This is a genomic window from Wolbachia endosymbiont of Drosophila baimaii, from assembly GCF_028982185.1.
Taxonomy (GTDB): Bacteria; Pseudomonadota; Alphaproteobacteria; order Rickettsiales; family Anaplasmataceae; genus Wolbachia; species Wolbachia pipientis.
The window spans coordinates 1-11,549 of record NZ_JAPQLE010000077.1; the positions used below are offsets into that span (position 1 = coordinate 1).

General features: G+C 35.9%; 7 protein-coding genes, 1 tRNA gene and 2 pseudogenes. 6 read left to right on the plus strand and 4 right to left on the minus strand.

The features are described 5' to 3' along the window. Positions 1–513 precede the first annotated feature (513 nt). Both OZD66_RS02415 and lipB read right to left on the minus strand, forming a co-directional pair. Positions 514–1,497 carry an LD-carboxypeptidase gene (locus tag OZD66_RS02415; protein WP_182367573.1) on the minus strand — a complete coding sequence of 328 codons (984 nt, stop codon included), beginning with the start codon at positions 1,495–1,497 and terminating at the stop codon, positions 514–516. Continuing rightward, positions 1,497–2,138: a lipoyl(octanoyl) transferase LipB gene (gene lipB, locus OZD66_RS02420; protein WP_275022128.1), complete on the minus strand. Its 642-nt coding sequence runs from the start codon at positions 2,136–2,138 to the stop codon at positions 1,497–1,499. Before lipB ends, OZD66_RS02415 begins: the two co-directional genes overlap by 1 nt. A 134-nt stretch (positions 2,139–2,272) precedes the next feature. Between lipB and OZD66_RS02425 the strand changes: the two genes are divergently transcribed. Next, on the plus strand, positions 2,273–3,466 hold the full coding sequence (locus OZD66_RS02425; protein ID WP_182367567.1) for a phage portal protein: 1,194 nt from the start codon (positions 2,273–2,275) through the stop codon (positions 3,464–3,466). A gap of 54 nt (positions 3,467–3,520) precedes the next feature. Here the strand turns inward: OZD66_RS02425 and OZD66_RS02430 are convergent, their stop codons facing one another. Then, on the minus strand, positions 3,521–6,064 hold the full coding sequence (locus tag OZD66_RS02430; RefSeq protein ID WP_182367564.1) for an AsmA family protein: 2,544 nt from the start codon (positions 6,062–6,064) through the stop codon (positions 3,521–3,523). Positions 6,065–6,067: 3 nt separating this feature from the next. Continuing rightward, a complete protein-coding gene (gene murJ / locus OZD66_RS02435) occupies positions 6,068–7,555 on the minus strand; it encodes a murein biosynthesis integral membrane protein MurJ (RefSeq protein ID WP_182367562.1) in 1,488 nt (495 codons plus the stop codon). Positions 7,556–7,705: 150 nt separating this feature from the next. Here murJ and OZD66_RS02440 point away from each other — a divergent pair. The 5 genes and pseudogenes from OZD66_RS02440 to OZD66_RS02460 all read left to right on the plus strand — a co-directional run. Next, positions 7,706–7,781 (plus strand) — tRNA-His (locus OZD66_RS02440). 262 nt (positions 7,782–8,043) lie between these two features. Next, complete coding sequence (locus OZD66_RS02445) at positions 8,044–8,508, plus strand: hypothetical protein (RefSeq protein ID WP_182367560.1); 465 nt, start codon at positions 8,044–8,046, stop codon at positions 8,506–8,508. Positions 8,509–8,619: 111 nt separating this feature from the next. Then, positions 8,620–10,554, plus strand: a complete 1,935-nt coding sequence (gene mnmG, locus OZD66_RS02450; protein WP_182367558.1) for a tRNA uridine-5-carboxymethylaminomethyl(34) synthesis enzyme MnmG — start codon at positions 8,620–8,622, stop codon at positions 10,552–10,554. Positions 10,555–10,562: 8 nt separating this feature from the next. Continuing rightward, positions 10,563–11,210, plus strand: a pseudogene (locus OZD66_RS02455) (aminopeptidase P family N-terminal domain-containing protein); the annotation flags it as partial. A 117-nt stretch (positions 11,211–11,327) separates the two neighbouring features. Further along, positions 11,328–11,549, plus strand: a pseudogene (locus OZD66_RS02460) (IS110 family transposase); the annotation flags it as partial.

Here is an 11,549-nt window from a genome sequence, read left to right on the forward strand (position 1 = left end):
ACATTCCTCTATTCGAATCCTTTCGTCGTGCTGTTGATTCTGCCTTCCTATGACCTGTTCGGACTATTATGAGAAATGCTATACTTGCATGACACCCTGACAACCGTCATCCCGCTACGTGTTAGCGGGATCTAGAGATACCGCGAATGAATCGCGGTATGACGGTTCGTGGTGGTATGACAGTTCGTGGTGGTATGACGGTTCGCGGCAGCATGACGATAAGCTCGTCATCCCGCTACGTGTTAGCGGGATCTATGCTAAAAGATACCACGGCGGTATGACGTAGAACTGCTGCTTGTTAGCTGATGAGATACCGCGAATGAATCGCGGTATGACGGTTCGCGGCGGCATGACGATAAGGTTTATACCTTGTCATTCCAGCGCGTGACGCTGGAATCCAGCCTTTATTATGCAGCCTGCTTGGTTAAAATTAAGTCTTCTGGATCCAAGTAGTCAGGGCACTGGGATGACAATTACCTTAACAATTTCAAAAGAAGCCTAGTGAGCTATCAGCTATGTGTAGCTAACATTCTGCACGTCCATAAAAAACAAACCTTCTTTTTCGTCTTGAACGCTAATAATAGCGTGAGTGTTAAAAGGTAAAGGATCATTTGTATGTCCATGGCCTACCCCTTTCATTGTAAATACAGGAAAGTTAACACTTTTTGCAAACCTTTCTTTTACAACTTCAACAAGGTTATCGTTATAGCAGTTAACGAAATCCCCAAAGATTACTGCATGTACTCCATCAAAGATGTGGGCTTGTTTTAGGTGATCTAAACTGCGCTCTATTGCATATGGGTAAACTCTTATGTCCTCTAAAAATAGAATTTTACCTTTCGCATTTATTTGCCAAGCGGTTCCTATACTATTTTCAACTAGAGTCATATTACCACCGATGATTTTAGACTCTAATCTGCCATCTTTTAGTCTAATGCCATTATTTATCGTCTTTAGGTTATCAAATCTGATAGAATCCCGCTTGTTAAGAATTAACTCTTTCAATTTTTCAACAGAGCTTTCAGAAACGGAGTTATTTACTATCATTTCCAACATGGTGCCGTGAAGAGTTTGCCAATCATATTTAGCTTGTAGATGGATGTGCAAGGCAGTTATATCGCTATAGCCTATGAGGATCTTTTTGTTTTGAGCAATCCTTTCTTTTTTATCATTGGGTAACTTTTCTAGATAGGGAATTAACCGAGAAGCCCCTTCTCCTCCTCTGATACACCAGATTATTTTACTATCACCGGTTAGTGCACTAATCAAATCATTTGCTCTGAATTCATCAGAGTTGGAATAAAATGGATTATCATTACTATATATTTTCTCCGAAATATGGGGATTAAAATCCAAAGCTTCTACATATTCTTTTATAGTAGTCAGATCTAATTCTTTTCCCTTCGAAGAAGGAGCAATAATATCAACTTGGTCGATTGCATGAATACCTGTGTTAGCACATAAAGTGAGAATGAAATATAAAAGGTAAACAATCATTAAAATATCTTATAAAACTCTTTTTTTAGTATATCATCCAATTCAGAGAGTGGAACTTTCACTCCTAGTTCTTCCATTGACGTGACGCCATAACCTTGCAACCCACAAGGAATAATACCCTTATAGTGAGAGAGGTCTGGAAAGACGTTAAGCGCTATGCCATGATAAGTTACCCATTTTCTTAAACGGATACCAAAAGCTGCAATTTTTTTTTCTACTCCGTTATGGTTTACCCAAATGCCTATTCTATCTTCTCTAAACTCTCCAAGTATATTAAATTGCTTTAAAACATTTATGATCCACTTACTTAGATCTCTAATATATAGCTTTATATCGCATTTGTTTCTTTTTTTAAGGTTTAACATTAAATATATAATGCGCTGTCCTGGACCATGATATGTGTGTTTACCACCCCTTCCTGTTTTATATATGGGAAATAGTTTTTCAACAATATCATCAGCTGTTGCACTGATTCCTGCAGTGTAAAGTGGAGGGTGCTGGAGTAGCCATACTAATTCGTCTGCTGAATTATTGTAAATTTGTTGAATTTTTTCTTCCATAGATTTTACGGCACAGTTATAATCAATAAGCTGATTAGATATTAGCCATTCTGTCATGTTCAATTTCTTTTTTTTTAGTATAGCAGTTCGTTCTTTTCCTGTCACCCAAGTGCTTTCCTTCCGTCATCCCAGTGCGTGACACTGGGATCTATGTCTTAGTTTAACTACAGAATCTAAAACACTTTTAACTTTTAAACATCTTTCATGAGGCACATATGAATTTCAACATCTTTCAAAGAAAAAAAAGCGCAGTATTTACTAAATATTCTGCTTTGCAGCTAATGATGGAGCCAAGTTGGAGTAAGCGTGATTATGTAAGTTTTGCTGAGGAAGGTTACATAAAAAATGTTATTGCCTTTCGAGCAATCAATATGATTGCAAGTGCTGCATCTTCGGTACCTTTTACTCTCTGCCAGCTTACTGACCAGGGAAAATCGCAACTAAAAGCCCATCCATTACTGAAATTACTTTATTCTCCTAATCCAATGACATCAAAATCGGAATTTATTGAGGGGATTGTAACTTATCGGTTAGTTAATGGCAATTCTTATATATTGATGATTGAGTCACAGAATAGTAGAAAACCACCAACAGAGCTTTATCTTCTGCGCCCAGATAGGGTTGAAATTGTTCCAGGGAGAAATAACGTTTCTTATATCTATCGTTATACCATAAATAACAACAGTTATGACTTTAAAGTTGATAAACTAACCGGACGTTCAGCAGTGTTGCACTTAAAGACCTTTAACCCTTTGAATGATTGGTATGGGTTATCACCAATTGAGGCGGCTGCATATAGCATAGATCAGCATAATCAGGCGGGTGCTTGGAATCAAGCTATGCTACAAAATGGGGCAAGACCAAGTGGTGCAATAGTTGTGAAAGCAGCGAAAGATGGCAGTGGTGGAAGTTTAAGTCAAGAGCAGTACCAACGCTTAAAGGTGCAGATAAATGATCATTATTCAGGTCCTGTCAATGCTGGAAGACCGATATTGCTTGAAGGAGGCTTGGAGTGGAAGGAAATGAGCTTATTGCCAAGGGATATGGATTTCATTGAGTCCAAACACAGTTCAGCCTGCGATATTGCCCTGGCTTTTGGCGTTCCGCCGCAGTTGCTTGGCATACCAGGTGATAACACTTATAGCAATTTAGTCGAAGCACGCTTATCCCTCTGGGAGCAGACGGTTTTACCAACGCTAGAAAATATTATCTGTCACCTGAATTCTTGGCTGATACCAAGATTTGGTGAAGATCTGTGCTTGTCGTATGACAAAGATGCAATAGAAATTCTCATGGAAAAGAGACAAAAATTGTGGAAATACGTAGAAAATGCAAGCTTTATGACACTCAATGAAAAAAGGGAAGCATTTGGCTTGCCACCACTGCCAGGTGGTGATGAGTTAGGTTAAGTTTGTATCCGTTCAGATGAGTTTATTGTCCCCTAAACCGTACACCCAAGTAAATTAACTATTTTTCTTGCCAACCAGAGCGATGAAGATTTGGTCTACATCAAAACTCATCTTAGGACGCCAAATAGGGCCATCCAAATGCATATCGATATAGATTGGATTACTATAATTTGGTGGTATGAAAAAGAACCTGAATATAGAATTTAAAGCGAAGTTAGATAAGGTTAAATTAGAAGAGATCGACCCTGATGCTTGATCAATCCCGAATTGTAAACTAGTTGAACATATACCACTCTTAATACTTGCTTTTCCGCTAATATTTTCAAAAAATGTTTTACCGTTATATATATCAATATAAGCAAGTGTGGAGATTTCAGACTTATTCTTACTGCTTAACAAATTAGTGATAAATGAATTAAAATCCACATTAGTAAATTCTATTCCCTGTGCTTGTAAATTTATATCTCCTGATAAGTTACTAGCCCAATCATGAAAACTTTTTCCTTGAGTTTTGATTTCACCATTTAAGCTTACCTGACCATTTACATTGTCAATTCCTATAACCTTACCAATCTTTTTAGTGTCCAAATTTACAATAGAAAACCTTGTATTCATTGAGTCTGATCTTAAATAACCCTGAAAAAACACTTGCCCGCGTTCTAATACGTAACTTGCCTGCCTGATAGTGATAGTGTTGTTTCTTATTACCGCATCCAAATTAAAATCTTTCAAAACATTATGCTCGGTTTTAAATTCTGCAGTATTGATTTGCACATTTGCATCAAAGCCTTCTTTGTCATCCAAAAAATCAATCTGCTTTGTTGACCATTGAATTTGATCTATCTCATTTCTTGAATTTCTTTTCGTCTCTACTAAATTCGGTAATGTAATAATTTTTCCATTAAATTTACTGCCCGTAAGATTAACATCTAATAAAGGTTTGGCGTATTTTTGATCTGCTAATATTTTTGCATTACCGGTAATATCGAAATCTTCTCCAGATAGTTTTATTTTATCTGCAACTAGCTTACCTTTTTCCATTTTTAGCAAAAAATCCAAATTTTTAATTTTCGTATCATTCAATGTAAGGTTATTAACACGGGCCTTTATATTTGTATCATACTGAAAATTTTTCAGCCATTGCATTTTAGGTAAACTGCTAAATAATGAATGATCATATTTATCTGCATCAAGATTATGCATGCTAAATTCACCATCGATCACACTGCGTTTTTTTGTGTGGCTTACTCTAATTGATCCTTGCAAGGATTCCTTATTATTTAGCAGTCTAATGTCTGAGATAGATAATATTCTTGGTGCAAGGTGCAGTTTAGAACTTAGTGTAAATTGATTTTTCTGGTTTTCTTTCATCTTTATAGAAGGGAAAAAACATGAAATGAATGACCCAAAATCATTTCCTTCGACTAATAAATCGCCGTTGAATTCAGATAGGACATTATTGTTTGAGATCTCTCCTGATAAGTAAGATATATTATTGATTCCAGGAAATTTAAGAAGCGTATTAACTTTTACTTTGCCATCAGTGGATTTTAGTACAGCACGGAAATTGTCCAATATTTTGTTTTGATATTGAATGTTAGAAGCTTCCATATTAAAATTTAAGCTCAAGTTCTTTGGCACAACTGCTCTAAAACATTCCAGAAGATCCTTCATATTCATTGTTCTTTGTGAATCATTTTGTATGGAATCTAAATCAACTTTACTGAAGCTAATATTGAAATTAGTGTGATTGCCTTTTCTATCATTTTGTATTGTACCGCTGGCTTGCATGCTTTTGGAATCAATTTTTAAGTCAGTTGCCGTAAACTCACTTTCATTAAGACTTATATTGGATGATATCTTGATATTTTTGCTAGGAATAACACAAGAGAGAAAGCTAAGATTAATGATTTTTGCTAAATCACTCACAGAACCGGAACTGTTATTAATTGTTAATGTTAAATTACCCTGGAGTTCTTCTTGATTTCTATTACCTGTAAATAGCAAATTTACAAAATTTGATTCAACACTAATGTGTACATTCTTTTTTGTGATATCAACCTTTCCTGAAAAATCGTAATTATTATCACCTACCTTTACTTTACCGGAGAATTGCCTATTTTTTTTTACAGCAACCTCCTTTACGTTAACAATATCAGCGAAATCACTCTTAAAACTTACTTGGCTGTCTTTTATTACTATATCGACTGTGTTACCACTGGCTTTTGTATTTATAATATTAAGTAAATTTTCTTTGTTGCTTTTCATACCAAACAATGTGATTGACTTTGGTTGCAACGAAAATAAAAACAACGATAGGAGTGACGGTTTTACCTCAATTTTTCTTACACTAATTAAATCTGACAACTTTTGCTCTTTATTTTCGTTGTATTGTATATACACATTGTAAATAGTGAGCTTTGGGGTAATCAATGAAACTTTGATTTTTCCTCCAATATGCACTTTAGCATTATACGTCTTCTCCAACTCTTTTATAATATATCCCTTGTAGCCACTCCAATCCTTAAAAGTTGCAGCAACGTGCATGAGAATTAATAGCAGCGAGATTGATAATATGGCATATAAAGAAAGTCTCATAATTTACACATGCTTAAAGTTTCCCTTAAATATTAAATAGAGAATACCAAAATAAACAATAACACTCAAAGCTATTAAAGTCGTTAAATAAACAATACGAGCCAACATTTTATCAAAAAATAATCCTGCCAACAAAGAATTAAAAATATAAAGGGCTATTGACATGACTGCCGTTGCTACAAAAATTTTCATGACATTTAACAATAACGCTTGGCTAACCTTATACATTTTATTTATTGTTAAATAACTAATTAATAGAATGGAGTTTATCCAAGTGGAAACGGAAGTAGCAATAGCAATCCCCGTATGCTGATACTCGTTCATTAACAAAAGGTTTAGCACTACATTAATTCCAAGACACATTAGCGAAAATATGGTTGGTATTTTCAGATTGCCTTTAGCAAAAAATGTAGGTAGCAATACTTTATTTATAATAAATGCAGGTAAAGAAAGAGAAAATGCTATTAAAGTGGGAACAGTTTGCTGCACTGCATAATGATCAAACCGGCCGTAAGAAAAAAGCGTAAGTAAAATTATGTCGGGAATAGTGATAAAGGCAGCAGTTGTTGGCATAATTAACATTAATCCTATGTTGAGAGCCTTGTTCTGTATTTTGACTATATTTTCAGTATTATCCACCTGTTTTGAAATTAAAGGAAGAAGCACTGTACCAATTGCAGTACCGATTATTCCCTGCGGTAGTTGATTTAGCCTATCGGCATAATATATATAGGACACCGCATTTGGTATAAAACTCGCCATGATTGTATCAATCCATAAGCTTATTTGAGTTACACAATTGTTGATAATTGCAGGTATCACACGCTTAAAAAACAACCTTACTTCACTGCTTAATTCAAGGCTAAAAGAAAAAGCTGCCTTTAACTTGTATGCACTAAATAGTATCAAAAGTAGCTGGAAAATTCCTCCTATAAGAACAGCTATAGAAAGATTGTGCACTGGAGTTTTTACGTAAGGCACAAATAAACTGATGATTAAACAGAGATTCAAAACGATTGGTGCAATAGCTGTTGAAGCAAAATGCTGCTTTACTTGCAGCATTCCACCAATAAGTGATGCAATTGAAACAAAGATTATGTAGGGCATCATAATTCTTGATAAAGTAACAGTAAGGGTAAACTTACTTTGGTCAAATCCAGGAGCAAAAATTTGAATCATATAAGGGGAGAAAGTTTGCATGATAAGGCAAAAAATTACTAAGATAATAAACGTAATGGATATTACACTACTTGCAAAATTAAATGCCTTTTTATTATCATATGATTCTGTTGAATATAACGGTATGAATGAGGTAGTGAACGCTCCTTCTGCAAAAAATGCTCGAAATAGATTGGCAAAGCGAAACGAAGAAAAAAATATGTCTGCAAGAGAGTTTGCACCAATAACCGTAGCAATCAATACATCTCTTATTAACCCTGAGATCCTTGAAATAGCCGTAAAAAAACTAAATGTGAAAATACTTTTAAACATACCACTACTTCATTAGTGTCAATACGATTAACTATAATAGTAAAAGTATCAATGAAAATATTTATTGGCTAAACTTAAAACCCTCTGCAAAAGGAGAGTTAAATAATCAATTGACTATTTGCGCTCTTATGTTAGAAATTTTATATCTTGGCGGGCGTAGCTCAGTTGGTAGAGCGTCAGTTTGTGGTACTGAATGTCGCCAGTTCGATCCTGGTCGCTCGCCCCACTAAAACCCGATAATTTGAAAAACCGTCATCCCGCTGCTTGTTAGCGGGATCTAGAGATACCGTGACGGTATGACGTGGGGTTAGCTATACATTAGCCACTGATGATTGAAATAGTTAAAGTCAAGGCCTTTCTTCCGCTCTTGTTTCCAACATAAAAACATTACTTTACTTATTCAATTAACTAACCATAATGACAATAGAGAGGGCTTAAAGCTCACAAAAAAAATTGTTATTATTAATTAGGAGGGTTATGTGCCTAAAATGGTTGACCGTGTAAAAGGTTTAATGGTTATAGCAGGGGTAGGTGCTGTGCTAGGAGGGTTTGCAGGTTTGGGATTGAGTTTTATAGCTTTATCACCCTTAGTTGTAGGTGGAGTTATTGGTTCTATACTTCCAGGGTGGTGTATAGCTCCTTATTATATAAAAAACCTGTCAGAAGCTTTAATGGCGGCTTACAAAAGGGGGGTAAACGATGGATTTAAGATAATTAGCGCCATTACATTAACAGCTGTAAGCGCTGCAATCGGAGTTGGCCTTGCTGCAGCTGCAACTGCTATTTTTCCTGGTGCAATGCTTGGGATGCAATCACTGGTTTTAACAGGTGCTGTAATAGGAGCCATAGCACCAATTGCAGGGTGCTTTGTAACTGATAAAGTGGATAATTATATTATATCACCTATAATTGAGCACTTTTCTTCAAAAGAGAAGGGGTACAAACCAGCTTAAGCTAACCAAGTAAGGTTTCTGTTATTCCAGTGTGCAATACTGGGATAACAAAATTTGACATTAACCGCTAATAGTTAGAATATTAGTAGAGTAAGAATTACTCAAGAAGGCATGCATAAATATGATGTAGTAGTAGTAGGTGGTGGTCATGCAGGGTGCGAAGCTGCTGCTGCTGCAGCTCGCCTTGGTGCAAACACGCTGCTTATAACTCATAAAATTTCAACTATAGGGGAAATGTCCTGCAATCCAGCAATTGGAGGGGTTGCAAAGGGTGTTGTAGTCAGGGAAGTTGACGCTCTTGATGGAATAATGGGAAGAGCAATCGATCAAGCAAGTATACACTCAGTCATTTTAAATAGCAGCAGAGGTGCGGCAGTGTGGGGACCACGTGCACAGGCAGATCGAAAATTATACAAGCAAACAATACAGGAAATTATTCTAAATTATAACAATTTGACGGTAAAAGAAGAGTCAGTTGACGATTTTCTTATAGAGAGTAATAACAATGGAGAATTGTGCATTAAAGCTGTAATAACAAGCTCAGGGGAGCATATACTGACAAGCAAAGTCGTTTTAACTACAGGAACTTTCCTGCAAGGTGTGATTCATATAGGAGAGCAGGTAACTCCTTCGGGGAGAATGGGAGATAAGTCTGCCGTAGAACTTGCAAATACGTTGAAGAAGTATGATTTTAGATTAGGTAGACTGCGTACCGGAACTCCACCAAGGCTTGATCGTGGCACTATAAACTGGTCAATATTGCAAGAACAAGTGGGTGATAATCCACCTGTGCCGTTTTCTTATCTCACAGAAAAAATTAACCAACCTCAGGTATCATGCTTTATTACCCATACTAATGAAAACACGCATAAAATAATTAGAGAGAATCTGCACAGGTCAGCTTCTTCGTATTTGGATGACATTGTTGCACCAAGATACTGCCCATCAATTGAAGTTAAAGTTAAAAAATTTGCAGAAAAAAGTAGTCATCAAATATTTCTAGAGCCAGAAGGCCTGAATGATGATACTGTATACCCGAACGGAATTTCAAATTCATTGTCTATTGAAGTGCAGCGTGAAATGATAAAGAGTATCAAAGGACTTGAGAACGCAGAAATATTGAGACCTGGATATGCAGTTGAGTATGACTATATTGACCCACGAGAGCTATTTCATACTCTTGAAACTAAGAAAGTTAAAGGTCTATATTTTGCTGGCCAAATTAATGGCACTACTGGATATGAAGAAGCAGCAGGGCAAGGAATTATCGCCGGGATCAATGCAGCACTTTCTGCATCTGAAAAAAAAGAAAGCTTTGTTCTCCACCGCACAGATTCGTATATCGGCGTAATGATAGATGATCTAGTCACTAAAGGGGTGATCGAACCTTATAGATTATTTACCTCACGTGCAGAATATAGGCTAGCTATCAGGTCAGATAATGCAGATAGGAGATTAACACAAAAAGGTTATGATATTTCCCTTGTGTTGCATGAGAGATACTCTGTTTTACAGAATAAACTTAAATCTATTAAGCAACTTGAAGAGAAGTTAGGGAGTCTGACGATTACTCCTGAGCAGCTTAGGTCTTATGGTATCAAAATATCTTATGATGGGATAAGAAAAACGGCACTAGATTTACTTAGCTATCCAAACATCGACTGGAATAAATTACAAGAAATATGGCCAGAGTTAAGCAGCGTCACGCGCTGGAATGACAAAATGGGACACACCAAAGCGGATAATAGAGCTAAGAATGAAATATGCGAAGCGGTTGAAATTGAAGCAAAATACAAACCTTATCTAATAAGACAAGAAGCGGATATGAAGTTTTTACGAGAGGAAATTAACACTCAAATTCCAATTGATTTTAACTATTCACAAGTTAAAGGCTTGTCAAGTGAAGTAATAGAAAAGTTGCAGACGATAAAACCAGCAACAATTGGCATTGCAAAGCAAATACAAGGCATCACTCCCGCAGCGATAGTGGGCATATTAGTGTATTTGAGAAACAGAAAAACGAAAGTGGCTGCTAATTTTGTATGAGGTGTTCTATGTCAAAAATCGAAGAATTTCGTTCTTTTATGCACGAGATAAACGTTGATGCATTTATGTTGCATACTAAAGATGAATATTTAAATGAGTATTCAGAGGAGCTAACAAAGCTGTGTGGCTTTACAGGAACAAATGGGCTACTTATCGTTACAAAAGACAACAAGTGCCCATTTTTTACAGATGGACGCTATATCACACAAGCTCACAATCAGCTCGATCAGGGCAATTTTCAAGTATATAATATACAAGAAGAGGATCCACGCGAATGGATAAAAGCAAACTTAACATCGACTGCCTCACTAGGTTATTATTTGCAATATTTTACCATGGAAGATATAAGAAAGTATGAGAATATCTGTAAATTAATACCCTGTTTAGCTGGAAAAAAAAGTGACTATCGAAAACAAGCAGTGGTTTTACATTCTATTGAATATGCTGGTGAAAGTAGTAAGGACAAATGTGAAAAAATAGCTAAAAGCATAGATAAAGAAGCTGAAGTAGTGCTTTTAACTGATCCAAATTCAATTTCATGGTTATTAAATTTAAGAAATGAAAATGCTAAATATACTCCATGTATATTGGGCCGTGCTATATTGTATAAAAGCGGTAATGTTGATTTGTTTATTCAAGATAAAGAACATTCAACATACTGTAATTGCGATTGAATGATGGAGAGACATACTCCATTATTTTAGCACGAAGTAACAAATTCAATGAATTGGTTCTTCAAAAATAATTTAAACTTTTACAGTAGGAGTAGTCTCATGAAATATTATAGCGGGTTAGATATCTCACTCAAAGAAACTTTTATTAGTATCGTTGATGAGAAAGGAAAAATTGTTAAAGAAGAAGTTGTTGCAAGTGAGAGCAGTGCAATAGCTGAGTTTCTGCTTAGTCAAAGCAGAGAATACGAATCCATAGGAATAGAAAGTGGGCAATTGTCAATATCGATGTGCAAAGAGTTAAGGAGCTTTGGATTACCAGTA

Bases quoted from the DNA above. Each gene is read 5' to 3' on its own strand.
- OZD66_RS02415 (WP_182367573.1), bottom strand. From the start codon at position 1,497: ATGATTGTTTACCTTTTATATTTCATTCTCACTTTATGTGCTAACACA.
- OZD66_RS02430 (WP_182367564.1), bottom strand. From the start codon at position 6,064: ATGAGACTTTCTTTATATGCCATATTATCAATCTCGCTGCTATTAATT.
- mnmG (WP_182367558.1), top strand. From the start codon at position 8,620: ATGCATAAATATGATGTAGTAGTAGTAGGTGGTGGTCATGCAGGGTGC.
- OZD66_RS02445 (WP_182367560.1), top strand. From the start codon at position 8,044: ATGGTTGACCGTGTAAAAGGTTTAATGGTTATAGCAGGGGTAGGTGCT.
- OZD66_RS02425 (WP_182367567.1), top strand. From the start codon at position 2,273: ATGAATTTCAACATCTTTCAAAGAAAAAAAAGCGCAGTATTTACTAAA.
- murJ (WP_182367562.1), bottom strand. From the start codon at position 7,555: ATGTTTAAAAGTATTTTCACATTTAGTTTTTTTACGGCTATTTCAAGG.